Origin of the sequence: Agarivorans sp. QJM3NY_29, assembly GCF_050870835.2 — a bacterium.
Classification (GTDB): domain Bacteria; phylum Pseudomonadota; class Gammaproteobacteria; order Enterobacterales; family Celerinatantimonadaceae; genus Agarivorans.
Map to the genome: position 1 here is coordinate 3,683,607 of NZ_CP194036.2, position 22,842 is coordinate 3,706,448.

Annotated in this window: 19 protein-coding genes; 6 read left to right on the forward strand and 13 right to left on the reverse strand. The window is 43.3% G+C overall.

Translation table 11 applies throughout. The annotated features are described in order from the left end of the window. Positions 1-11 precede the first annotated feature (11 nt). The 5 genes from ACRRS0_RS16780 to ACRRS0_RS16800 form a co-directional block, all read right to left on the reverse strand. Entirely contained in the window at positions 12-434 is a 423-nt protein-coding gene (locus ACRRS0_RS16780; RefSeq protein WP_432452070.1) for a hypothetical protein, read from the reverse strand. 354 nt (positions 435-788) lie between these two features. Continuing rightward, a complete protein-coding gene (locus ACRRS0_RS16785) occupies positions 789-890 on the reverse strand; it encodes a MetS family NSS transporter small subunit (RefSeq protein ID WP_432452069.1) in 102 nt (33 codons plus the stop codon). A 1-nt stretch (position 891) separates the two neighbouring features. Beyond that, the gene (locus tag ACRRS0_RS16790) at positions 892-2,379 is read right to left on the reverse strand and encodes a sodium-dependent transporter (RefSeq protein ID WP_432452068.1); all 1,488 of its coding nucleotides are present in this window, start codon (positions 2,377-2,379) and stop codon (positions 892-894) included. A gap of 363 nt (positions 2,380-2,742) precedes the next feature. Next, on the reverse strand, positions 2,743-3,990 hold the full coding sequence (gene sstT, locus ACRRS0_RS16795; protein WP_432452067.1) for a serine/threonine transporter SstT: 1,248 nt from the start codon (positions 3,988-3,990) through the stop codon (positions 2,743-2,745). Positions 3,991-4,576: 586 nt separating this feature from the next. Next, positions 4,577-5,209 carry a YiiX/YebB-like N1pC/P60 family cysteine hydrolase gene (locus ACRRS0_RS16800; RefSeq protein WP_432452066.1) on the reverse strand — a complete coding sequence of 211 codons (633 nt, stop codon included), beginning with the start codon at positions 5,207-5,209 and terminating at the stop codon, positions 4,577-4,579. 577 nt (positions 5,210-5,786) lie between these two features. Here ACRRS0_RS16800 and ACRRS0_RS16805 point away from each other — a divergent pair. Further along, positions 5,787-7,241, forward strand: coding sequence for an SLC13 family permease (locus tag ACRRS0_RS16805; protein ID WP_432456152.1), 1,455 nt, complete (start codon positions 5,787-5,789; stop codon positions 7,239-7,241). A gap of 56 nt (positions 7,242-7,297) precedes the next feature. Here ACRRS0_RS16805 and ACRRS0_RS16810 read toward each other — a convergent pair whose 3' ends face one another. The 7 genes from ACRRS0_RS16810 to ACRRS0_RS16840 all read right to left on the reverse strand — a co-directional run bounded on the left by ACRRS0_RS16810 (position 7,298) and on the right by ACRRS0_RS16840 (position 17,467). Then, complete coding sequence (locus ACRRS0_RS16810) at positions 7,298-9,034, reverse strand: methyl-accepting chemotaxis protein (protein WP_432452065.1); 1,737 nt, start codon at positions 9,032-9,034, stop codon at positions 7,298-7,300. Between the two features lie 149 nt (positions 9,035-9,183). Then, entirely contained in the window at positions 9,184-10,437 is a 1,254-nt protein-coding gene (gene lamB / locus ACRRS0_RS16815; RefSeq protein ID WP_432452064.1) for a maltoporin LamB, read from the reverse strand. A 246-nt stretch (positions 10,438-10,683) separates the two neighbouring features. Then, positions 10,684-12,756, reverse strand: a complete 2,073-nt coding sequence (locus ACRRS0_RS16820) for a beta-galactosidase (RefSeq protein WP_432452063.1) — start codon at positions 12,754-12,756, stop codon at positions 10,684-10,686. A gap of 21 nt (positions 12,757-12,777) precedes the next feature. Further along, complete coding sequence (locus ACRRS0_RS16825) at positions 12,778-14,013, reverse strand: glycoside hydrolase family 53 protein (RefSeq protein ID WP_432452062.1); 1,236 nt, start codon at positions 14,011-14,013, stop codon at positions 12,778-12,780. 2 nt (positions 14,014-14,015) lie between these two features. Next, a complete protein-coding gene (locus ACRRS0_RS16830) occupies positions 14,016-14,858 on the reverse strand; it encodes a sugar ABC transporter permease (RefSeq protein ID WP_432452061.1) in 843 nt (280 codons plus the stop codon). A gap of 10 nt (positions 14,859-14,868) precedes the next feature. After that, complete coding sequence (locus ACRRS0_RS16835; protein ID WP_432452060.1) at positions 14,869-16,173, reverse strand: ABC transporter permease subunit; 1,305 nt, start codon at positions 16,171-16,173, stop codon at positions 14,869-14,871. Positions 16,174-16,228: 55 nt separating this feature from the next. After that, positions 16,229-17,467: an extracellular solute-binding protein gene (locus tag ACRRS0_RS16840; RefSeq protein WP_432452059.1), complete on the reverse strand. Its 1,239-nt coding sequence runs from the start codon at positions 17,465-17,467 to the stop codon at positions 16,229-16,231. A gap of 282 nt (positions 17,468-17,749) precedes the next feature. On the opposite strand from ACRRS0_RS16840, the gene ACRRS0_RS16845 reads away from it, so the two are divergent. Then, entirely contained in the window at positions 17,750-18,868 is a 1,119-nt protein-coding gene (locus ACRRS0_RS16845) for an ABC transporter ATP-binding protein (protein WP_432452058.1), read from the forward strand. Between the two features lie 344 nt (positions 18,869-19,212). After that, the gene (locus ACRRS0_RS16850; protein WP_432452057.1) at positions 19,213-20,211 is read left to right on the forward strand and encodes a substrate-binding domain-containing protein; all 999 of its coding nucleotides are present in this window, start codon (positions 19,213-19,215) and stop codon (positions 20,209-20,211) included. A 175-nt stretch (positions 20,212-20,386) separates the two neighbouring features. On the opposite strand, the gene ACRRS0_RS16855 is transcribed toward ACRRS0_RS16850, so the two are convergent. Further along, positions 20,387-20,869 (reverse strand): YajQ family cyclic di-GMP-binding protein, encoded by a 483-nt coding sequence (locus tag ACRRS0_RS16855; RefSeq protein WP_432452056.1) that lies wholly within the window; start codon positions 20,867-20,869, stop codon positions 20,387-20,389. A 74-nt stretch (positions 20,870-20,943) separates the two neighbouring features. On the opposite strand from ACRRS0_RS16855, the gene ACRRS0_RS16860 reads away from it, so the two are divergent. Genes ACRRS0_RS16860 through ACRRS0_RS16870 form a run of 3 tightly spaced genes read left to right on the forward strand, consistent with a single transcriptional unit; the run spans position 20,944 to position 22,746 of the window. Then, positions 20,944-21,309 carry a VanZ family protein gene (locus ACRRS0_RS16860; RefSeq protein ID WP_432452055.1) on the forward strand — a complete coding sequence of 122 codons (366 nt, stop codon included), beginning with the start codon at positions 20,944-20,946 and terminating at the stop codon, positions 21,307-21,309. After that, positions 21,252-22,190 (forward strand): ketopantoate reductase family protein, encoded by a 939-nt coding sequence (locus tag ACRRS0_RS16865; RefSeq protein WP_432452054.1) that lies wholly within the window; start codon positions 21,252-21,254, stop codon positions 22,188-22,190. The genes ACRRS0_RS16860 and ACRRS0_RS16865 overlap by 58 nt, the downstream gene beginning before the upstream one ends. Next, a complete protein-coding gene (locus tag ACRRS0_RS16870) occupies positions 22,183-22,746 on the forward strand; it encodes a DJ-1 family glyoxalase III (RefSeq protein WP_432452053.1) in 564 nt (187 codons plus the stop codon). The genes ACRRS0_RS16865 and ACRRS0_RS16870 overlap by 8 nt, the downstream gene beginning before the upstream one ends. The last annotated feature ends 96 nt before the right edge of the window (positions 22,747-22,842 follow it).

Here is a 22,842-nt window from a genome sequence, read left to right on the forward strand (position 1 = left end):
CGAACAGCAAACTATAAATTTAAGCAATCGTCATAGGTTTTTAACCTACCAGCAAAACCGTTTGGCCCTTCCAAATTAATTAATAAGGCAAAACCAGATTGAAGGGCATCGGCCATTAGTGTGTCATGACACGAATATTGAAGTTCTCTATTTGTCACACTCGTTGCGGCTTGAGGGTTCCAGGTCCAACGATTATTGGTGAGGCGCACATTCCGCACTAAAACATCACCAGAAAGGTAGCAACTTGCTTCGATTCTAATTTCCGTATAATGATAGTACTCACACATTTGAGTCAACTCTTGACGGATGTCCTCTTTATACGGAGTATTGATCTCCGAATGGTAACTGGCTATGACCTCTTCAACACTCGGTCTTGTCATCGCACAACCACTTAAGGCCAGCGCCAATAAAACACCACTAATAATTCCTTTCACACATCATCCTTAGATATCAATAGAGACTCAATTTTAAGCAAAAATTAACTATAAAATCAATAAAATAGCTTAACTCTGTTTATTTCGATAGCAACAGGTGCTGGTGCTCCGCCGAAAGCACCGCTTTAATACCAACCTGATTTATCATATGAACAACTAATTGCGCAGAGTAAATCTGCCGATAACGAGGCATGAAGCGCAGTAAGGAGTGGCTCTCATGCCAAGATACATCACCTAGTTAGCGATGATTTAGCCGAGCAAGAATGAACAGATAATGAGTTAGATTGGTATAATATCGATATAAAAAAGCCAAGCAAAGTGCTTGGCCTTTTAACTCATCGCAGGTTTAAACCACTAGCCTTTATCTGCCTGCATGGCACGGCGAATACAAAATATCGCGCCGCCCCAAGTACAACCCAAACCGATGATCATCATCACAATGGCACTTAATTCCATCTTAGTTTTCCTCCGCTGTAAGTTCAGCTGTCGGTAATTTACGTATAATAATTGCGAGCACCGCCATAATTGCCACGAGGCCCCAACCAAAACTCATCAAGTCAAATTGGCTATAACCACCGTAACCTTCTGATAATAGCGACACAAAGTTGGTTGCTAAGATAATCAGCAAAATTGCAGGGCTAATAAAACGTAAGCACCAAATAAACCAGTCACCAACTTTCAATTCGGAGCGTCGATTGGCATATTCTTGAAGCTCAGGCAAGCCTTTGAGCATCCAACCAACAATCAGCAATTCCAATAAACAGCTACCTAAGATCCCTACATTATTCATGAAGTAATCCACCACATCTAACAGCAACAAACCACCGTTACAGGTAAAGGCCAAGGATACGATTAAAGCCACACCACACACCAAAGTGGCCGCTTTACGACGGTCGCAACCAAACTTATCAATCACAGCTGAAGTGACTGCTTCGATAATGGAGATCATCGAGCTTAAGCCTGCAACGGTGAGCGCGAAGAAAAACAGAGGCCCCAAAATATAAGGCGCAGGTAGCAGGTTAATTGCTGTCGGGATCGTCACAAAAGCTAAACCGACTCCCGCTTTCACCACTTCGGTAATGGCAACCCCTTGCTGATTAGCCATGTAACCTAGAATGCCAAAAATCATGATGCCAGCCATGATAGAAAAACCACAGTTAATCAACACCGTCATAAAGGCATTGTTACTAATATCGGAATCTTTTGGCAAATAACTGGAATAAGCCAGCATAATTGAAAAACCAACACTCAAGGTAAAGAAGATCTGCCCATAGGCCGCCGACCAAACGGAAACATCAAGAATTTTGCTAAAGTCCGGCTTGAATAGGTAATTTAGGCCTTCCAGTGCGCCGGGCAAAAACACCATGCGAATAATGAGACCCAAAACCATGACAAATAATAGCGGCATCATGATTTTACTTGCTCTTTCAATGCCTCCTTTTACCCCAGTAAATACTGCAGAGTAAGTGATCAGCCATGCCAAGATCACAGGTACAACAATATGTAGCTGTATGCCGCCTAAGCGGCTTGGGCTATTATCGCCAAGCTTTAAGTACTCGGTGAAGAAAAAGGTATTGGGATCTGCCCCCCAACTTTGTGAGAAAGAAAAACCAAGGTAGGAAATAGCCCAGCCGATCACCGCTACGTAATACACCGCAATCACAAAGGCCACTAAGACTTGAAACCAACCCAGCCACTCTAGTCGTCGACCCAATTTGGCAAATACCCGAGGGGCGGCGCCACGCATTTTATGACCAAGGCTAAATTCCATGATCATAAATGGGATCCCCGCAGACAACATCGCAAACAGATAGGGAATAAAAAATGCCCCCCCTCCATTTTCGTATGCCATATAGGGAAAACGCCAAATGTTACCTAAACCAATAGCGGAGCCAACTGCCGCCATGATAAAGCCTGCCCGAGAGCCCCATTGTTCTCGTTTCATATTTGTTACCTCAAACTGCTTAAGCGGAAAGTCAAAGAGAATTGTTTAAAATGCACTTTGACTTCCATATATGAATAATGTTGTGCTACTGGAGAAAATTATATTTATAAGTATCTACCGCCAGAAGCTGGCGATTCTATAAAATAATCATCTGTGAAAACAGAGAAAACTCACAATCTATTGAGTTAATGACGATGACGCACATCTTCAGCCCACTGGACTCAAATCATCGAAATAATCGCCTTGGTTTACCAGTTCGCCATCGAAGTGAGCCTCGATAGGCCGGTGGCTACGCCAACCTCTGACAGCAGTAATAAAAAAACAGCGCTTGACGGCGCTGTTCTTACTTGCAAGTAAATTAACCTAGCGTTGGTCTTCTGCGACCTGAGCATATGGTTCTTCCGCTGCCATACAACAGGCGGCGGTAAACAAAACATCGGTAGAGCTATTTAATGCAGTTTCAGCCGAATCTTGTAATACACCAATAATAAAACCGACAGCAACCACTTGCATCGCGATATCATTCGAGACTCCAAATAGACTACAAGCCAGCGGGATCAATAACAATGAACCACCAGCTACACCCGAAGCACCACATGCAGATACCGCAGCAACCACACTCAACAATAATGCGGTCGCAAAATCGACGTGAATTCCCAAGGTATGTACTGCTGCAAGTGATAGCACCGTGATGGTAATTGCGGCACCTGCCATATTAATGGTTGCGCCTAGCGGAATAGAGACTGAATATGTGTCTTCATCCAGATTAAGCCGCTCAGCAAGATCCATATTCACCGGAATGTTGGCCGCTGAACTACGGGTAAAGAAAGCAGTCACACCACTTTCACGAAGACACTTAAAGACAAGAGGGTAGGGATTGCGACGAATTTTGTAGAAAACCAACAATGGATTCATCACCAAAGCAATCAACAGCATAGAACCTATCAACACTAATAACAGTTGACTGTAGCCCCATAGCGCCGAAAAACCAGTTTGCGCGATAGTATTTGCCACCAGGCCAAAGATCCCAAGTGGCGCTAGGCGGATCACAAAACGCACGATGCTAGAGACGCCATCCGCAACATCATTAAACAAAGCTTTAGTCGTTGCAGAAGCACTATGTAGCGCCACGCCTAAGCCAATTGCCCATGCCAAAATACCAATGTAGTTACCATTCATAATGGCACTCACTGGGTTATCCACAATTTTAAACAATAAGGTATGTAATACTTCACCGATCCCCTGTGGTGGATTAGCCACGGTATCGGTACTCACCAAAACCAGTTCGGTGGGGAAAACAAAGCTCATGACAACTGCAGTCAGCGAGGCGGCAAAGGTGCCAAATAAATACAAATAAATAATTGGTTTTAGTTGAGTATCTTGACCTCGTTTATGGCTCGCAACAGACGCCGCCACCAATACAAAGACTAACACTGGTGCAACCGCTTTTAGTGCACCAACAAATAGGCTACCGAATAAACCTAAAGAGATGGCAAACTCTGGCGCGACAACGGCCAAGATACTACCGGCGATAATACCGATCAGGATTTGTAGCACGAGGCTACCTTTAGTTATAAAGCTAAATATGTTGTTGTTTGAATGTTGATTCATGCTTCTTATTATCCTTGATGGAAGCTATATTGTTGGTTAAGGCGCAACCATATAGTATGAAGCACTAATTTTAAACAAAAGATCGATATTAAATTGACACATCACAAAAACTTTTTTTAGCCAAGCTATGCCGAGTCATAAACGACCGATCCTCGTCACAAATAATTAAGCGAACTCCCCTTTATCACGCTTAAGTAACAAGCAAGCACCCAAGCCTTTTTTACCAAAGAAAATGACACATAAAACGCTGTTAACCGTCCTCTTTGGCTTGGCTTGGCTTGGTTTGGCTTGAGTTTGAGTTTGAGTTTGAGTTTGAGTTTGAGTTTGAGTTTGAGGATATGCTGCAGCCGAAGCCAAGATGGATCCAGATCCAGATCCAGATACCGGCACTGCATATGATCGCGCGGACTAAAACCAAGCACCATCATTCAGATACAATGAAACAACATCACGGCGCACGATAACGGTAGTTAGGTTGATGTAGAAGAGAGAGGACAAAACATAGACTTCACAGATCTGAATACTCACGCTGCGAAGCCATCGATGCAGGGGTTCACCGATGGCGTTCACAACTGCTTTAATTTAGTTAGACACTAAAGCTAAATTCACCAATGGACGGTTCTTGCTTAAGCAGCTCAACTTCTTCGGATAAGTAGAATCCGAAATTTAACTCTCGCAGCGCATCTTCAGAAAAATCAGCTGGGGTATACTCATTTGCAGGCTTAGTCTCATCTAGAAGACCTAAGCGCTGGTAAGCCGCTGCCACTAACTCACTGCAAAATAATGAAGACAAGTCTTGGCTATTTCCACCCCATGGCCCATCCCAACCAGCACGAGTCAATTGCCAGAAGTCTTGCTCATAACGGCGCCCCTGTAGCTGTTCCAGTAATTGCATCAAATTGTCTAACGCGGCTTGATTAAGTTCTTCGCCCATCAATTGGCGTACCGCAACATCACCTTGATGCTGTGCAACCCGCTCTTCCAGGGCAACCACCTGCACGCCCTTACTCGCGCGCTGAGCATAAAGGCAAAACCCATCTCGACTCGGTACTGCCTCCCACAAGGTTACAAAATCATAATTTGCTAACTGCAATACCATGCCGACATGTGACCAAGGACTAAAAGTCCCCACACGAATGAGACTACTGCCAAGCCCCTTACTCGAAAAAAAGACTAAATCGCCAGTTTTAAGCTGATTCAATAACTGTTGCTGCATCATCCATTAACGCTATATATGATCAATTACATTTTACCCATTCAAACAAAACCTACCATTATGCGAATTTATTGTAAATATTCACTGAAAATGCCATTTATAACAATTGATGCTAACAAATGTTCCCCCGATGAAATTTTGTCAAACCTATATCAACTATATACACATCTGTATTTGTGACTAAAAATGCATATTTTTTACCCTTAAATATCTTGCCCCCCATTCAAAGCAATCAGAAACCATGAAGTAAAATAATTATATATCTATAAAATACCGTTTAAAATCAATTAACTAATTTTAAAATTGTCATAAAAGCAGACTTTGTATATTTTTACTATAAAAACCCCAATAATCCGTGGTTAAACCAACAATAAACGACCTCTAAATAGAATTACTTTTCTAGATTGGACGATAAACCATCACTTAAAAAAGTAGATTTGAACAAGGACTTGCTATTGCTTTACACAGAAGCCATCAATGAGTAACGCAAACACACCTTTTTGTTCGGCGTAGTCGATAAATTTCTGCTATAGCTAATAGCAGAAAACCCCTTAAATCTTAAGGTATTATTATGAACTCGATGGTCAGCCATCCCAATTATCAACATCAACACCTCGCCAAACTATGCGGCTTACTACTTGGCCCATTAAGCTTAATTGCGACTCTCTTTATTCCACCTCCCTTTGAAGGGCTGCCCCAACAAGCATGGGTGACCATGGGATTGGCCACCATGATGGCAATTTGGTGGGTCAGCGAGGCAGTTCCGATCCCCGTCACCTCATTTTTACCAATGGTCTTGTCCCCACTACTCGGCATCGCCAGTTTAAAAGCTGCCACCGCATCCTTTGCTCATCCCTTAATCTTCCTATTCATGGGCGGATTTATGCTGAGTCTGGCGATGGAACGCTGGGATCTGCATAAACGAATAGCACTAGTCGCAATGCTCACCGTCGGGGACAAACCAGCGCAACAAGTAGGCGGATTTATGCTGATCACCGCTTTTTTAAGCATGTGGATGAGCAATACCGCCACCGCAGTGATGATGCTCCCCATAGGGCTGTCGATCATTGGGATGATGTCCAAACAAGAGCAGCAACCAGACTTCAGTGCCGCGCTACTGTTAGGCATTGCCTATTCAGCAAGTATTGGGGGGGTAGCCACCCTGATTGGTACCCCCCCCAACGCTTTACTCGCAGCGTATTTAGCCGACTCCTACGATATCCACATCGGCTTTGGCGAATGGATGCTCATCGGTTTGCCACTCTCAATTTCGATGTTATTCATTACTTGGATATGGCTAACTCGAATCAACTATCGCTTACCCAATCGAAGTCAGGGAAACTCAGCTGAAATGTTACGTCAGCAACTCCATCAATTAGGCCCAATGAAGCCACCGGAGAAAGTTGTCGCCGTTGTATTTACCCTAGCCGCTTGTGCATGGATCTTACGCCCCTTGTTGGCGTCTTATAGCGGCTTGGCGATCAGCGATACCGGGATCGCCATGATGGCTGCCGTCAGCCTGTTTGTCATTCCAGTGGATTGGCGTAAACAAGTCATGGTGATGGACTGGGATACAGCCAAAAAATTGCCATGGGGAGTATTGATGTTATTTGGAGGAGGCTTAAGTTTAGCGGCCCAGATCAAAAGTTCGGGGATGGCTGATTTCATCGGGCTCAGCTTAAGCGCAGCCTCTACCTATTCACTGATTTGGGTGATCGTTATCGTCACCACAGCAATCATCTTCCTTACCGAAATCACCAGTAATACCGCCACCGCGGCAGGTTTTCTGCCACTGCTCGGGCCAATTGCCGAGTCGATGGGGTCGAACCCGATGATATTAGTGGTTCCGGCAGCCTTAGCTGCCAGTTGTGCTTTCATGATGCCCGTTGCAACTCCACCCAACAGCATCGTATTTGCTTCTGGTCAATTACATATTAAACAAATGGTTAAAGCTGGCTTTATGCTTAACCTCGTCGGTATCGTATTGATCAGCCTTTTTAGTTACTACTTAATCGAAATCATACTGCTGTCTTAATACGAGCCCAGCATGTGCGAGTCAGGTGCTGACTCGCGCTATCAATCACTCATCAGCTAGGCAAGTTTGAAACGCGCAATAAAGTGAGTCAGCTCATTAGATACATCTTGCAGCTCATCGCTGATTTCAATACTCGTCAACTCATTGCTACGGATCTTTTCAACAAAACTTTCCACCCGAGACATGTTAGTTCGAACTTCCTGCATAATAGTATTTTGCTGATTAGCGGAGCCTGACATATTAGCGTTCAATTGATGAATTCGCTCAGTAGATTCACGCATCAAATCGAGTTTTTCCATCATCACTTGAGTAATAGCTTGAGAAGAATCACAGCTCGCATGAGTATCATCCATTCTGGAGCTAATATGATGACTGGTTCTCCCCCAAAAATTCAACATGTCATTGATTTGGGTGGTACACGCCGTTGTTTTTGCCGCCAAGGCTCGCACCTCATCCGCCACAACCGCAAAACCTCGACCTTTATCGCCTGCCCTGGCTGCTTCAATCGCCGCATTCAAAGCCAGTAAGTTTGTTTGATCGGCAATAAAACCAATGGTAGAAAGAATATCGCCAATATTTTTGGCCCCTTCATCCATCTCAGATATCGAGTTCGCCACAACACTAATATCTTCAATTAACACTTGCACACTATGAACAGCCTGCTTGCTAGACTCACTGGACTGCTCAACATTAACACGAACATTTTGGGTATATTCGGCGGTTTCGTTGGCCCCTTCTGCGATATTATCGGAAGAAGCACTCAACTGCTCGATAGAGCGTACAATTTCTCGGCTTTCAGCATTATGTTCCTCAATCGCCGAAATATTACGCTTAGATTGCTGACTAAGCTGTTGGATCACCGTGTTAATATGCACATTAGATTCTGAGATATGTACAAAAATCTTCTGCAATTGGTCGGTAAACATATTAATTGAATGACAAATCTCTCCCAACTCATCCTTAGATTTAACTTCCAAGCGCTGAGTTAAATCCCCCTCTCCCTGGGAAAGACCATAAACCAGAGTTCGCAAACGGATTAAGGGTTTAAAGGTAAAATGTAATATAAAAATACTCAGAGAAAGCATAATCAAGGCACAGACTATCAAATAGAAGTTGATGCTTTCATTAATAGACTTGGTGATTCTATGTATATCCGCCACGTCGATAAAACTATTTAAGTGCCAAGTCTGGCCATAAAAATTTAATGTTCCTTCATTCACTTCTAAATTAACACTTGGCTTATTTGAATAAATCAAGGTGTCATTATCAGAAGTAATTTGCAAATAAGTGTTGATTTTATGAAAACGTTTAACTAGAGATTCTAAGTATGTCAAATCAAGCGTAAAAAAATCGACAATATTATTTTTCTTCTTCGAAATAATAACGACAGGTACACCATCTAATATCGATACCTGGCTAACCTGAATACCATCGGGGTGATTTTTAACCTGCTTGATGTAAAGGCTCGCTTCTGCTTTAGGCATGCTTCCCTTATCACTAAGGGCTAAATTATTAATCACCTTTACGACACTTAAAAAACCCAATTTATCCTTGGTTGAACGGATCGCCATAATTCCAAAGTCGACACTTTGAATGAGATCAACTTTCGCTTGAATACTTCTTTCAACCTCTCCACGGATCAAGTTGACCTGACTTTCTACATCACTCACATAGGATTTATAAATATAGGCACTAATCACATGGCGAACACTAAAGTAGGATGAAATGATAGTGACCATAATGGTTGCTATCATCAAGGCGATGATCTTGTTTTTAAACGAGAGATACTTCATTCATTTACGATCCTAAATAACCTCAACTCAGCATAAGCAACAGCACTCTATTACGATCTAAAGTCCATTCAGCTCTAAGCTTGCCTGCTACCGTTTGATAAAAAACGAAAAAAAGCGGTGCAATCATGCACCGCTCTGTTCTAATCGGCCTACCACCAAGCTTCGATTTGAACACCTAGTTTGACTGAATCTTCATCTTGAGCAACCTGATCAACAACATTAAAAGATTTTCCTTCGGTATCTTTAAAGTAACTTGCGTAGAAACGAATTTCAGGGCGAGCAAAGAAGCCTTCACCAGTGGCTAAGACTTGTGAAATAGTCACTTTGTTACCACCAGTTTTGCTTTCAGAACCGCTAACCAATTTCTTAGTTTGCGTAAAGTAGCCTAGTTCTAATACTGTTTTATTGTATTTAGACCAGTTATAGGTCGGGCGAGCGACTAACGAAAGCAGCGTTTCATCGTCAACTTTAACACCATTTACAACACCGTGGTCTTGCGCATAACCGTAGGTAAACACATGATCAATAATGATATTATCACCAATGTTAATATCACCAGTATTAATCAAGCGATAACCTTTAGCGCTATTTACATCACCACTCCATACATCGTACCAACCACCGCCTTGCGAGACCGCGTTTTGCGCCAGTCCTTTGTCCATGTATTGCAATACAGTTTTGTTGTAACCCATAGAGAAGCTTTGACTTAGTTCTGCAGTAAGCATCAAGCCATTGTCAAAATCTACGTTATCCTTTTCTTGCTGGTCGGTAGGATTGGTCATACCGTAATCAATACCAACTTCTACCCAAGCGCCCTGCCAAGGTTTCATTCCCGCATAACGAACATCAACATAGTTGATGTTTAAACCATCCTGGTCACCACGAATAATTGCCGTAGACAATGCACCAGGGCCCATTTGAACCCCCTCCAGACCAAAACCGTAACCCGATACATTCCAGTATTTGGTATCGATAATGTGCAAATCATGACGCTGATAAAAACGTTTACCCGCCCAAACGACCGCTTCTGGAGCAGCAGCAATATACCCTTTGGCTTGCATATTTAACTGCTTGATCGAGAAGTTCGCACTGTCATCGGTGGTCTTTTCTGTCTCAGAAAAACCATCGGATGACATTTCAAACATGCTTTGAAAATAGACACTCTTGCCATCGTCGTTAAATAATTCCTGACCTAGGCCAATTTCAGAATAAGTATCAAATTCATTTCCTAGACGACCAAGCTTTTGCTTCTGAAATTCGTCGCCGCCTTGCACACCGCCGCCGGCTGTATCAATACCTATTCCAGCACGCACATAACCACTAAAATCTACCGCAGACGCTGGCGCTGCCACCATTGCAAGAAGTACCGCAGAAACAACCGGTTTTAAACTATTTTTCATCATAACATCCTTATACTTTTTGTAATTATTGCATCTAGCTTTGCTTTTATAACAAGCCTTAGCCAGAACACATTGTAATATTATTAAACAACAAAAATTCGCGACATTCACCCAACAAATGGAAACGTTTACATTTTTTACTTAATTTTATTAACTTTTGCTATATGAGTCACATATATTGATGGAACTAAAAAAAAGCCAGCTTTTAATAAGCTGGCTAAGACATTACAAGGAATAAGGTTTATAAGGCTATATTGGTCTGCTAAATACTTTTACTTCATAGCCAGAAAGTTTAATTTGAGCATTTATTAAACTATGCTGAGTACTTTCATCAACATAGTTTGTATCATCTAATAATAATTCTTTCTCTTGGGTTGAAAAATTCATGACAAATAGATACTCAGTGCTTTGATTGTGACGCTTGGTGACCGATATCCCCTGAGGTAATTCGCTATTGATCACCCTCGTTAAGTGATGGCGGCGGATAATCCCTTGATAAAAGTCACGGTTAAAATCGAGACTGTTCTTAGACGTAATATAATAGGCGTAACCTTCGCCTTGGCGATTACAGGTGACAGCTGGCATCCCCGCAAAAAAGTCACTATTGTATCGCGCGATAATCTCAGCCCCTTCGCAATGGATTAATTCACATAGATGGCGCGCTTGGTATGCTCCACTCAGACCCAATGGATTAATTGGCTCTGCCACAACTTCTATCCGCTCTTCATCGTAAAGGGAATCTATCTCTTCGGCCCAAATGCCAAGGGTATGACGTAAAGGACTGTCACTTCCGCCAGGGAATCCACCTAAAAAGCACAAATCATTTTGATCAACAATGCCACTCCAATAGGTGGCAACAAATACCCCACCCTGATTAACGAAGGCTTCGATACGCTCTGCAACACCGGGTTTAATCAAATAAAGCATAGGAGCGACAATCACTTTGTATGTAGAGAAGTCAGATAACTGTTCGATGACATCACAGTTAATCCCCTGCTCCCAAAAACCACGGTAATTATCATTCACCGTTTGCTCATAAAACAAACCTTCATTACGTGGGCCTTGCGCATCATCCATAGCCCAACGACTTTCCCAATCAAAAATAATGGCAACTTCTGCTGCCGTTCGACTGCCGGCGAGTCCCGAAAGCTGTTGTAGTCGTTGGCCGACTTGTGCCACTTCTTTACCGACTCGCGTATCAACATGACCGACATGATCGACCACTGCACCATGGAACTTCTCTACCGAACCACGGCTCTTACGCCACTGAAAATACTGCACCGAATCTGAACCATGAGCAACAGCCTGCATTGAGGCAAGCAAATGCATCCCTGGTTTCTTCAACTTTGTCACTGGTTGCCAGTTGGTTTGGCTTGGCGTTGACTCCATTAATAGGAAGGGTTGGTCTTTCAAGCTGCGCATCAAGTCGTGATACATTGCGGTATAACAGGCCAAACCCAGATCATCCTGCCCCTGATGCCACAAGGGATAACTATCCCAAGAAGCAATATCAATGGCCTGACTTAACTTCCAGTAATCATAATCGTAGAAATACTCCATTAGGTTTGCAGTCACCGGCAGCTTGGCATTCACTTTTTTCAAGGGCTTAACTTCTTGCACGCAAAAGTCGGTGACTTGTTCACTCACAAAACGTTTCCAGTCCAACTTCAAACCATGCACTGAATTTTCGCCGATTGACGAAGGCGACTCAATTTGTGACCAACTCGAGTAATTATGACTCCAAAATTGGCTCCACCATTTTTGATTCAGCTCATCCAGGCTCTGATACTTATTTTGTAACCAAAGCCGAAATGCACTTTGACACTCATCACAATGGCAATCGCCACCATATTCATTAGAAATATGCCATGCTATCACCGCTGGGTGGGAGGAATAACGCTCAGCCAATTGCTGATTAATCATTGCCACCTTGGCGCGATAATCGACCGAGGTATAACAATGGTTATGCCGTTCGCCATGCAATTGCTTCACCCGTGCATTGTTCACGCGCAGCACACTGGGATATTTTTGCGATAACCACGCCGGACGAGCGCCACTAGGGGTTGCTAAAAATACCGAGATATTGTTCTCGGCCAAACGATCCAGCACCTGATCCAACCAGCCAAAATTGAACTGGCCTTCTTGAGGCTCTATCGCCGCCCAACTAAAGATGCCAACCGACATCACGTTGCAGCGAACTTGCTTCATTAATTCAATATCTCGTTCGAGAATATCGGGACGATCTAACCATTGCTCTGGATTATAATCCGCCCCATGGAGCAAACCCTTTACATTTGGAATAATTGGCGAAAAATGACTCATAATATGTCCTTAAAACAATGACTACTGACCGTTAAACACTTGCATTGAAGGCAAAACATTTCCTTCAAAATCAAATAAGGCTTGGTTATCCCAAGAATTACCCGCCTGCCAATGATCATCGGTGTAAGTCATACCCTCTTCAGTTGCCCAAGTTGCATTTGCCACCGGTAACCATGCAGGTTCCCAGTAGAAGAGTCCTAAGCCCTGTTGATCAGGCACATTATTTAGTAATTCCATCATGTCTTTGAGAAACTTAGCTTGGCCAAGCACCGATACCGGATAGCCCTCAGCAGGCGTTTCACCGGTATAAGCGTTCGCCAACTGGTCACCATTTTTAGCGGTATAGGCGTAAGACGTTTCGGCAATAATCACCGGTTTGTGGTAGCGTTTCACGACATCCGCAATATTGGCTTTCACCGCCGCCACAGGCCCATGCCAGAAGGGGTAATAAGACATACCAATAATGTCAAAATCAACATCACGCTTGGTTATCTCGTCGAACCACCATCTAAACAGACCGTTATCACCCGCCTTCGCGAGGTGAAGCATAATTTTTACTTGCTGATCACTCCTGTAGGCGGCCTTTACTGAGGTGATACCTGATTTAAGTAACGCAGCCAAACGATCAAATTCTTTGCCATCGCCTCCCCAGCTTTTTCCTTCAGGCCATAACATGCCACTGTTTAACTCATTTCCCACTTGCACCATATCTGGCATTACCCCAGCGTCACGGTGGGCCTGCATCACCTCGGTTGTATAACTCCCCACTTTGCCTACCAATTGCTCAAAAGATAATGTCTCCCAGCCCTTCGGTTTAAACTGTTTTCCCGGATCGGTCCAAAAATCACTGTAGTGAATATCCAACAAGTACTTCATGCCGAGTTGATGAGCGCGTTGGCCAATATCAATTGCCCGAGCTAGGGTCGAATTACCACCACCATAAGGTTTACCGTCTAGCGTTTGTGGATTCACCCACACCCGCATACGTACATAGTTAATCCCATGTTGCTGCATAATTTTTAAGGGATCCATCTGCTGGTGATCTTGATAGTATTTTCCACCAAGCGCCTCAACTTCGGGGATCATCGAGATATCTACCCCTTTAATAAAGTCACTGCGTACCTGAGCTGGAACGATTGACTGTAGCTGAGGTTCAGCATTGGTCTGAGCTGACGAAGACGTGACTGACTGACAGCCCGCTAAGATAACAGAGCTTGACAACACGGCTGCCAAAGAAAGTAGAGTTAAATGTTTCATGGTTACCCTTTTGTGCTTCCTGCGGTTAATCCTGATACAAAGTATTTTTGTAGGGACAAATATAAAATGGCGACTGGAATAGATATCAATACTGCTCCAGCTGCGTAAGTTGTATAACTGGCACCCATTTTTTCGACAACCAAGTTGTACAAACCAATTGGTAAGGTGTAATTGTCGGGGGTACGTAAAATAGTGGTCGCCAAGATAAAATCGCCTAATGGTCCGGTAAAGGAAAACAAAGCGACGACCGCAATAATCGGTTTGGACAAAGGCATAATGATTTCGATGAAGATCCGAAAACTTCCCGCACCATCCATTCGTGCAGACTCGTCCAAGTCCTTAGGAATCGCATCCAAGTAACCTTTCATCAAGTAGGTATTCATTGGGATCATTCCGCCGACATAAACCAATACCAAAGCGATATGGCTATTAATGAGTCCCAACATTTGTGCCAGAACAAAAATGGCGATAAGGGCTGAAAATTGCGGCACCATTTGCAGCAGCAAAAACAGCACTAAGCCATTCTTTCTGCCTTTAAACCTAAACCTAGAAAAGGCGTAAGAAGTACAGCAAACACTAATTAGCGTTAAGACCATAGTCATGACACTAATTTTCAAACTATTCCAATACCAAGTTAAATAAGACACTTTGTCATTTTTAAATAGGGTCAAATAATGACTTAAAGTCGGTTGATCAGGGAATATTGAATCGCCCATGATGCTATTACCAGGATAAAAAGATGCCCCCACCGTCCACATCAAGGGATAAATAATGATGATACTTATCGCGATAATTAGCAGATAACTTAAAGATAACCGAATATATTTACTACGTTTAATGCTCATCGTGAATCCCTTAAGCGACTTCTTTGAAAGACTTGGTCATACGGAATTGCCATAGAGCAATACCCACTACAAAGATAGAAAGAAGCAGAGTAATCGCCGCTGCGATAGAATATTGGGAAGAAGACATGGTTAATTTATAAATCCATGACACCAGAATATCAGTTCCACCTGCATTACTGCCAATCACCGCCGGACCTCCATTATTAAACAAGTAAATAATATTAAAATTATTAAAGTTGAAGGTATATTGAGTAATTAGAATGGGTGCTATCGAATATAAAACCAAAGGTATGGTAATGGTTTTTAATTGCTGATATTTACTCGCGCCATCAATAGTCGCCGCTTCATACAGGTCATTCGGAATCGCCTGTAGTACCCCAGTAGTCATCGCAAATACAAAGGGGAAACCAAGCCATGTTTGAATTAAAATTAATGCTGTTTTAGTCCAGAAAGGGTCAGTTAACCAAGACTTAGGATCAATCCCAAAGGCATGTAATACGACGTTATTTATTACCCCAAAGGTTTCATTAAACATCCCAGTGAAAATAAGGATGGTCACAAAACCGGGGACCGCCCAAGGTAGGATAAAAATAGTTCGAATCAGCGGTTTAAACTTAAGATCTTTTTGATTCACCAGAATCGCTAATAAAACCCCCACCGTGCACTGCAGAGTGGTCGCAAGCAAGGTCCAGATCACGGTCCACTGCAACACATCTATAAAGGTCTTCCGCCATAGATTAATTTCAAAGATATTGATGAAATTTTTAAGGCCAACCCAATCCACTAACTTCGCTGGCGGAGAATTGTATAAATTGTAATTAGTGAAACCAATAGCAAAACCGAAAACGATGGGAAAAACCACCACAAATACCAACAAAATAAAAGCTGGCGAAATCATTAAATAGGGGAAACCAGACTCTAGCACCGTACGATATTGGCGACGAATAGAATTAAGTTCTTTGCCTTGATCTCTCAGTTTTCCATTAATATAGGCATCGTAAATCGATAAGGCGTAAACCCCGATCCCAAACACAGAAACGATCACCGAAATAATACCCTCGGCAAGTAGAAACACAGAGTTATCTTCTGGCAGTGATTCACCTAAAGTGAATAACCCCCAGTAGCCTGATGTTAAAAAATCATGAAAAACCCCAACAAAACTTAGTACGAAAATAAAAAATATCACCGATTTTGCCAGCTGCTTATTATATAACTGACCTAGCCCGGGAATAATAGACAAGCAAGCCGCATAAATACGGTGCTGAGTATTAGAATTAATATTGCTCGGTGATATATCTTGAGACATCGAAGGCATAAATTTTTCCTATACAACTATGTCAGCCTGAAACACTCAGGCTGACAACCACAGACTATTGGCCCATCATCGCTTGATTGGCTTCAATCTGCATTTCAATCGCTTGTACTGCACTATCTAATGCATCTTTTGGCGTCTGTTTACCTGTAGCAATCAGTTGCAAGGCACTATTAGCAGGCCCCCACACTTCATTCATCTCAGGAATCGACGGCATTGGAGTGGCATGTGCTGACTGCATAGCAACCGCTCTCGCACCAGGATTATTTTTAACAATCGGATCATCAATCAAAGCTTTTACTGCTGGAACTTCACCAGTCAGTTCGAAACGACGTTTGGCGTTGTCATAGTTATTAATGAACTCGATATATTTAAGAGCTAGATCTTTATTTTTAGAGTAGGTCGAAACACTGTAACTCTTCACCCCCATGAACGAACTCATCGGTTTACCGTTAGGTAAAGTCGGCAGCGGCGCAACACCGAAGTTAATGCCAGCTTCTTCATAAGGTTTAAAAGACCAAGGGCCGGTCTGTACAATGGCAGCTTTTTTACTAGTAAATAGTGAATCAATCGCATTCGCACCAGAATCGCCTATGATACCGCTTGGAAATGCACCATTTTTAAAGAATTTCTCGATATATTGACCACCTGCAACCGCACCATCAGTATTCAATAGCAAGTGCTTCGCATCATAAGAACCATCGGCGTTTTTAGCGAAGATATCGCCGCCCATTGCTTTCACAATTCCGTAGGCATAATAAATCTCGTCCCATTTAGCCAACAGACCATAGTTACCCTGCTCGCGGGCTTTTAACGACAACTGATAAATCTCTTCCATGGTGGCGGGCAGTTCGGGTAACAAATCTTTGTTATATACCATAACTACGGTTTCTACCGCCTTAGGGATCCCATACAACTGACCTTTGTAACTCAAGGCGTCTATCGATGATTTGGTAAAGGTATCAAGAACTGCAGCATCCACCTTCAACGGCACCAACAAACCTTGAACCACCGCACTACCAATTTGATCGTGAGGTAAGTTAATCACATCAGGACCAGTCCCTGCTGGGCCATCCATCCGTAATGACTCAACTTGACCGCCATATGGCAGTTCCTGAACCGACACTTTCACATCAAATTTTTGTTCAAATTGCTTCGTTGCTTCTTCATTACCAACTGCTTTTTGAATGTCTTCCCAGACCAACAACTTAGATTGAGCAAACACTGTTGCAGAGCTCAAGGCACTCCCCGCAATAAGTGCGACCGATACTGCTTGGCAAATCGTAAGTTTTTTCATCACGTCTCCTGAATTATTTGTGTAGGATTTATCGCTTATATTGTCGTCAGCCCTGCTCCAGAGAAAACGATTACACCGCAAAGATACGCCTACACAATGCGCAAATTCCACACTGAATAACTATATTCGTGAGCACATACGCAAAAAAAAAGAAAAAAAGGGGTAACGTTTACACTCTCTACGTATAATCCAATGAAAACCTTATCTATCTAATTTGGGAAAACGCCTTTGTCCTCTGATGAAACATATGGCAAAGCGAAAACTAACTCGAGGAAATCCCCTATGGCTTCAATTAAACTAGAGAATGTTGTAAAGCGTTTTGGCGCGACACAGACAATCCATCATGTAAATCTGTCCATTAATAATGGGGAATTTGTGGTTTTTGTTGGACCATCAGGTTGTGGTAAATCAACCCTGCTACGTATGATTGCGGGTCTAGAAGATATCAGCGAAGGTACTATATCAATTAAAGATCGGGTCGTTAACGATGTTCAACCGTCCCAACGAGGGGTGGCAATGGTCTTCCAATCCTATGCCTTATACCCACATATGACCGTCGCCGAAAACATGGGCTATGCCCTAAAAGTGAGTAAAACCCCCAAAGAACAAATTGCAAAGAAAGTTCACCAAGTGGCGCAAGCCCTGCAACTTGAAGCCTTGTTAGACCGAAAACCAGCGCAACTATCTGGCGGTCAACGTCAACGCGTCGCCATTGGTCGAGCAATTATTCGTAACCCAGATGTATTCTTATTTGATGAACCCTTATCCAACTTAGATGCCGAACTACGAGTCGATATGCGGCTACACATTGCCAAACTGCACCAAGAACTAAAATCAACCATGGTCTATGTTACCCATGACCAAGTCGAAGCCATGACTTTGGCAGATAAAATAGTGGTGCTTAAAGAAGGAGCCATTGAGCAATTTGGGAGTCCAATGGATCTTTATTACCATCCAGCGAATAAATTTGTAGCTGGTTTCATCGGTTCACCCAAAATGAACTTTATACCCGCAACCGTCTGCCATTGGTCAGAAGAAACGCTTCGAGTAAAAATTGCAGGGCAAACCCAAGAAACCAGCTTAAATATTAGCACCGAGAAATGCGCACTAGGTGACGAGTTAACTTTAGGGATCCGACCAGAACACCTCAACCTAGATGCAGGTGAGTTTGCTATCGAATTTCAATCTGAAGTGGTCGAGCGTTTAGGCAGCAGCACCTATGTATTTGGTCAAAGCTATGGCATCGAAAACTTTAAATTCCTTAATTCTGGAGATTGCCCACTCAAGCCTTATACATCAATGACGCTTTACACCGATACTGATTCTATTCATGTATTTAATCCGCAAGGGCAAAATATTAAACAATTTAAACCAGTCCTTGAAAACGCAGCCAACGCCTAAGGTCAGCAGAGTATTCAAGATGATTGCGGCAGCGGTTTGTCGACTGTTTCGATAAGGAGAAACCTGTGCTATTTAGTTGTAAAGCAGGCAATATTTCCCTCGACAAATGCTGCCTGGCAGTTTAAGTGGTGATTGAACGATATTTGCGCTGTTCACTCTGTTTCATGGTTCTTAGCGCGAAAGATCGACCGATCGATAAGAGCCCCCAAATAGCTGTGCTTTTATCATTTTTGCTAAGCCCCTAGTGTTAAATATGCTCATTTTCATGTTTAATGAGAATCTAATTTTTAATGATTGTACGCATGGAATGCGTCACAACAGCCCATTAATACAAAGAGGTAATAATGGCAACCATCAAGGATGTCGCCAAGCAAGCGGGAGTCTCCGTTGCGACTGTATCTCGAGTCATTAATAACTCCGGGAAATCTAGCCAGGCAACCAAGGTTGCGGTGAAAGCGGCAATGAAAGACATTGGCTATCGACCCAACGCCAACGCCAGAGCATTAGTCAACCAATCAACCAATACCATCGGGGTATTAATTGGCGATGTTTCCGATCCGTTTTTTGGCGGCATCGTCAAAGCAATCGATATCATCGCGCTACAACATGGAAAACACTTGCTCATCGGTAACGGCTACCACAATGCCGAGATCGAACGCAAAGCCATTGAACTGTTAATTAATAGTCGCTGCGAGTCACTGATTGTTCATAGTAAAGCCTTGAGTAATGAAGAGCTGATAGAATTTGCCCATGAAATACCTTCGATGGTACTGATCAACCGCTTTATCCCCGAAATAGCTGAGCGCTGTATTGCCTTGGATAACCACAAAGGCTCCTATCTCGCGACCGAATTTCTGATAAAAAAAGGCCACACATCCATCGGCTATATTTGTTCGAATCACAATATTGAAGATGTAGAACAGCGGAAGAATGGCTACATCGATGCCCTCAAGGCTTACCAGCTTGAGCACAGTGCAAGCCATATCGAATACGGTTCTCCCGATGAAAAAGGTGGAGAGCAAGCCATGACCAATCTACTGACCAAAAACTTACCCATTACGGCAGTGGCAGCCTATAACGATTATATGGCAGCAGGGGCACTATCAATCATTGAGGAAAATGGCATCAAGGCCCCTGAAGAGATGTCATTAATTGGTTTCGATGATGGCCTGATTGCGAAGTACTTACATCCCAAATTAACCACGATCCGCTATCCGATCCAAATGATGGCAGAAAAAGCGGCTAATTTAGCTTTAAAACTGGCAAACAAAGAGCCATGTTATAATGACATACAGATTTTTGTGCCCACTTTAGTACAGCGTTTATCGGTCGCAAATAAATAATTCACTGGTACGAATCGTACTTGTAATACGGCCCTATCGCTCAAGCACTAGCCACGCAAGCGATTCGACCCGAGCGAGCACAACAAGCCACTGATCCATCACCCACGATCAGTGAATGCCAAGCCGCATCATCAAAAAACTAACGAAGGGTGTAATAAAAAGTTAAATACACCTTTTAATCGCGAAAGTTATTAAACTGAAAGGGCTGTTCAAAATCAGCAGCGCGCATCAAGCTCATCACCGCTTGAAGATCGTCGCGTTTCTTACCCGTTACTCGAACTTGGTCACCTTGAATAGAGGCCTGCACTTTCAATTTTGCATCTTTAATTTGCTTGACGACCTTTTTAGCAATAGCTTGATCGATACCATTTTTAAAATTAACCATCTGCGAATAAGTCTTGCCAGTATGAACAATATCCGCAAGATCGATAGCCTTGGTATCAACCGAGCGTTTCACTAAAGTTCCCCGCAATATATCAAGCATTTGATTAAGCTGAAATTCAGCTTCGGCGGTCATTTTGACGCTGTCGTCTTTATATTCAAAGCTGGCTTCCACCCCGCGAAAATCAAAACGGATCTCTAATTCACGAGCGGCATTCTCACACGCATTACGAACTTCTGCGCTTTCTATTTCTGAAACGATGTCAAAAGAAGGCATGTTTTCTCTCCCTTTAGATCTGACCTTATGCGAAAATATTGCATTATATCCCTTTGTCAGCAAAAGAGTATGGTGTGGTGGCGAACCAACGCAGATTAATCTTCCGTAGCCTATTTTTCATTAGTCTAATTACAGTATTTGTATTAGCGCTACGCCCCATGGCACTGCAAGGTCCATTACAAAACACCGATAAAATTTTACACTACGGCTGCTTCTTCTATTTGGCTTGGTTAGCTCAATTAGCCCTATTTTCAAATAAAATAAACCTACTCTGCTTGCTAGCATTTGGTGCGCTGATCGAGTTATGCCAAAGTTTTACCAGCTATCGCCAAGCATCGGTGGCAGATCTACTGGCCGATTTGCTGGGCATTGGTAGTTATCTATGGTTGAGTCGTTGGGCATTATTGAAAAAGGTGAATCGATGTATCACTGCGCAATAATCGGCGCTGGCGCCATTGGGGGCTGGTTGGCCGGACATATAGGGCTGCAAAATTCGGTCTGTTTTGTCGATAGTCGACAAACAGTTTCCAGCCAGTTAGCGCTGAGCGTCACCAGTTTAACCAAAGGTACAATCCAGCTGGATGTACCGGTACTCACTCAAATACCCGACTGTCATTGGCTTATTATCTGCGTGAAAGCCCATCAAGTGCGCCCAGCCATCCAACACCTCAAGATCCCCAAAGATTGCCAAGTATTACTAATGGTGAATGGTTTAGGCGCCCACACGCCACTATTAAGCCGCGTTGACACGGGTCATCTTTGTTTGGCCAGTAATACCCATGGCGTTTTGCTACAACAAAAAACAGCCGGGCAATTAAGCGTGAAACATACCGGTTTAGGTAGAATAGACATCGGCTCGGTGATCCGCAATCAGGCCGCACCTGAGCATTTCAACTCGATTCAAAACGCCATCGCCCCTTTACTGTGGCAAGACAATATCTATCAAGCCTTGTGGTTAAAATTGGCAGTAAACTGCTGCATCAACCCGCTCACAGCCATCCACAATTGCACCAATGGCGAGCTCCTACAAACGCGCTACCGCCAACAAATCGACGCGTTGAGCCAAGAACTTAGCCAAGTGGCCCAAGCCGGGGGGATAAACTTATCTTCGCAAACCTTAACTGACACGGTATTAATGGTGGCTAGCAATACCGCCCACAACTATTCCTCAATGCAGCAAGACATAAGACATCACCGACCCAGCGAAATCGACTACATTAATGGTTATGTAGTTCGCTTAGCCGAAATCCACCAGCTGCCTTGTCAGCACCATAAAGCATTGTTGGAACAAATTAAATTATTGGAGAGTCACCATGGATAAAGTGATGGTAGCACTTGCTTCTGGCAGTGAAGAAATAGAAGCGGTGACCATAATCGACGTATTACGACGCGCTGAAATAGAGGTCGATGTAGTCAGCGTCGATGCCGATGAACAACTACAAATCACAGCGTCTCGGGGTGTGAAGCTGGTCGCAGACAAGTTGCTCTCGCAGATTTCCGCTAACGACTATTGCATGTTTGTACTACCGGGAGGGGTCCCCGGAAGCGAACGTTTTCGAGATAGTGAAGACTTAATCACCATGCTGCAACAACGCCATGCTCAGCAGTGGTTAGCGGCTATTTGTGCAGCCCCCGCTATCGTACTGGCACACCATCAGCTGCTGGGTCGAGCTCAGGTAACGGGTCATCCGGTTTTTCAACAAAGACTGCCCAAAACGCAACGAACCAAGCAACGAGTAGTGGTGGATCACCCCCATAAACTCATTACTAGTCAAGGACCGGGAACAGCCATCGAATTTAGCCTGGCGCTAGTGGCACAAATTAAAGGGCAAGCACTCGCTGACTCGATTGCAATACCGATGATCATGGCCAAATAGCCTCAACAATTTTCTTAGTCCAGCCAACAAAAATTTATGCTTCGCCTCGTGATTGCAAGTAACAATGTCGATGACGAGCCGACATGTTCTAATAGC

Excerpts from the sequence above, each read along its gene's own strand:
- ACRRS0_RS16785 (WP_432452069.1), bottom strand. The coding sequence starts at position 890 with ATGGAATTAAGTGCCATTGTGATGATGATCATCGGTTTGGGTTGTACT.
- ACRRS0_RS16790 (WP_432452068.1), bottom strand. The coding sequence starts at position 2,379 with ATGAAACGAGAACAATGGGGCTCTCGGGCAGGCTTTATCATGGCGGCA.
- sstT (WP_432452067.1), bottom strand. The coding sequence starts at position 3,990 with ATGAATCAACATTCAAACAACAACATATTTAGCTTTATAACTAAAGGT.
- ACRRS0_RS16800 (WP_432452066.1), bottom strand. The coding sequence starts at position 5,209 with ATGATGCAGCAACAGTTATTGAATCAGCTTAAAACTGGCGATTTAGTC.
- ACRRS0_RS16805 (WP_432456152.1), top strand. The coding sequence starts at position 5,787 with ATGGTCAGCCATCCCAATTATCAACATCAACACCTCGCCAAACTATGC.
- ACRRS0_RS16810 (WP_432452065.1), bottom strand. The coding sequence starts at position 9,034 with ATGAAGTATCTCTCGTTTAAAAACAAGATCATCGCCTTGATGATAGCA.
- lamB (WP_432452064.1), bottom strand. The coding sequence starts at position 10,437 with ATGATGAAAAATAGTTTAAAACCGGTTGTTTCTGCGGTACTTCTTGCA.
- ACRRS0_RS16820 (WP_432452063.1), bottom strand. The coding sequence starts at position 12,756 with ATGAGTCATTTTTCGCCAATTATTCCAAATGTAAAGGGTTTGCTCCAT.
- ACRRS0_RS16825 (WP_432452062.1), bottom strand. The coding sequence starts at position 14,013 with ATGAAACATTTAACTCTACTTTCTTTGGCAGCCGTGTTGTCAAGCTCT.
- ACRRS0_RS16830 (WP_432452061.1), bottom strand. The coding sequence starts at position 14,858 with ATGAGCATTAAACGTAGTAAATATATTCGGTTATCTTTAAGTTATCTG.
- ACRRS0_RS16835 (WP_432452060.1), bottom strand. The coding sequence starts at position 16,173 with ATGCCTTCGATGTCTCAAGATATATCACCGAGCAATATTAATTCTAAT.
- ACRRS0_RS16840 (WP_432452059.1), bottom strand. The coding sequence starts at position 17,467 with ATGAAAAAACTTACGATTTGCCAAGCAGTATCGGTCGCACTTATTGCG.
- ACRRS0_RS16845 (WP_432452058.1), top strand. The coding sequence starts at position 17,750 with ATGGCTTCAATTAAACTAGAGAATGTTGTAAAGCGTTTTGGCGCGACA.
- ACRRS0_RS16850 (WP_432452057.1), top strand. The coding sequence starts at position 19,213 with ATGGCAACCATCAAGGATGTCGCCAAGCAAGCGGGAGTCTCCGTTGCG.
- ACRRS0_RS16855 (WP_432452056.1), bottom strand. The coding sequence starts at position 20,869 with ATGCCTTCTTTTGACATCGTTTCAGAAATAGAAAGCGCAGAAGTTCGT.
- ACRRS0_RS16865 (WP_432452054.1), top strand. The coding sequence starts at position 21,252 with ATGGTTGAGTCGTTGGGCATTATTGAAAAAGGTGAATCGATGTATCAC.
- ACRRS0_RS16870 (WP_432452053.1), top strand. The coding sequence starts at position 22,183 with ATGGATAAAGTGATGGTAGCACTTGCTTCTGGCAGTGAAGAAATAGAA.